Source organism: Nonomuraea sp. AD125B (assembly GCF_041402765.1).
Taxonomy (GTDB): Bacteria; Actinomycetota; Actinomycetes; order Streptosporangiales; family Streptosporangiaceae; genus Nonomuraea; species Nonomuraea bangladeshensis.
The window spans coordinates 1-1,842 of the sequence record NZ_JBGLOU010000044.1; the positions used below are offsets into that span (position 1 = coordinate 1).

The following is a 1,842-nucleotide window of genomic DNA, read 5'->3' on the forward strand; positions in this document are numbered from 1 at the left end:
GTTCTTGTTGGTGGGTAGGGGAGCGTCGTGCAGCCGGTGAAGCGGCAGAGTGATCTAGTCGTGGAGGCTGTGCGAGTGAGAATGCAGGCATGAGTAGCGAATCGAGGGTGAGAAACCCTCGCGCCGGATGACCAAGGGTTCCTGGGGCAGGCTAATCCGCCCAGGGTAAGTCGGGACCTAAGGCGAGGCCGACAGGCGTAGTCGATGGACAACGGGTTGATATTCCCGTACCCGCTTCAATGCGCCCATACTGAACCTCGTGATGCTAAGAGTCCTTAAGTCGGCCGGCCCTTCGGGGCGGGTGTCAGGCTGAACGCTCGGTCCGATCGGGTAGTAGGTAAGCGATGGGGTGACGCAGGAAGGTAGTCCAGCCCAGGCGATGGTTGTCCTGGGGTAAGCATGTAGGGAGCGAGGTAGGCAAATCCGCCTCGTACTAATCCTGAGATGTGATGCCGAGCCGATTGTGGTGAAGTGGATGATCCTATGCTGCCGAGAAAAGCCTCTAGTGAGTGTTGTGGCGGCCCGTACCCTAAACCGACTCAGGTGGTCAGGTAGAGAATACTAAGGCGATCGGGTGAACTGTGGTTAAGGAACTCGGCAAATTGCCCCCGTAACTTCGGGAGAAGGGGGACCTCTGCTGGTGATGGGCTTTGCGCCTGGAGCTGGTGGGGGTCGCAGTGGCCAGGGGGAAGCGACTGTTTACTAAAAACACAGGTCCGTGCGAAGTCGTAAGACGATGTATACGGACTGACGCCTGCCCGGTGCCGGAACGTTAAGGGGACCGCTTAGTCCGACTTCGGTTGGGCGAAGGTGAGAACTTAAGCGCCGGTAAACGGCGGTGGTAACTATAACCATCCTAAGGTAGCGAAATTCCTTGTCGGGTAAGTTCCGACCTGCACGAATGGCGTAACGACTTCCCCGCTGTCTCAACCACAGACCCGGCGAAATTGCACTACGAGTAAAGATGCTCGTTTCGCGCAGCAGGACGGAAAGACCCCGGGACCTTCACTACAGCTTGACATTGGCGTTTGGAGCGTCTTGTGTAGGATAGGTGGGAGACTGGGAAGCTCGGACGCTAGTTCGGGTGGAGTCATTGGTGAAATACCACTCTGGTCGTTTTGAACGTCTAACTCTGGTCCGTGATCCGGATCGGGGACAGTGTCTGGTGGGTAGTTTAACTGGGGCGGTTGCCTCCTAAAGGGTAACGGAGGCGCCCAAAGGTTCCCTCAGCCTGGTTGGCAATCAGGTGTTGAGTGTAAGTGCACAAGGGAGCTTGACTGTGAGACTGACGGGTCGAGCAGGAGCGAAAGCTGGGACTAGTGATCCGGCATCGGCGTGTGGAAGCGGTGTCGCTCAACGGCTAAAAGGTACCCCGGGGATAACAGGCTGATCTTCCCCAAGAGTCCATATCGACGGGATGGTTTGGCACCTCGATGTCGGCTCGTCGCATCCTGGGGCTGGAGTAGGTCCCAAGGGTTGGGCTGTTCGCCCATTAAAGCGGTACGCGAGCTGGGTTTAGAACGTCGCGAGACAGTTCGGTCCCTATCCGCTGCGCGCGCAGGAGACTTGAAAGGGGCTGTCCCTAGTACGAGAGGACCGGGACGGACGAACCTCTGGTGTGCCAGTTGTATCGCCAGGTGCACGGCTGGTTGGCTACGTTCGGAAGGGATAACCGCTGAAAGCATCTAAGCGGGAAGCTCGCCTTGAGATGAGGTCTCCCACCCTGTGAGGGGGTAAGGCTCCCGGTAGACGACCGGGTTGATAGGCCGGAGGTGGAAGCGCGGTAACGTGTGGAGCTGACCGGTACTAATAGGCCGAGGACTTGACCTCAAAGCATACTTT

1 rRNA gene is annotated in these 1,842 nt (G+C 57.8%); it reads left to right on the forward strand.

The annotated features are described in order from the left end of the window. Positions 1–1,830: ribosomal RNA gene (locus ACBR40_RS47035) — 23S ribosomal RNA — on the forward strand; the annotation flags it as partial. Positions 1,831–1,842: the final 12 nt, after the last annotated feature.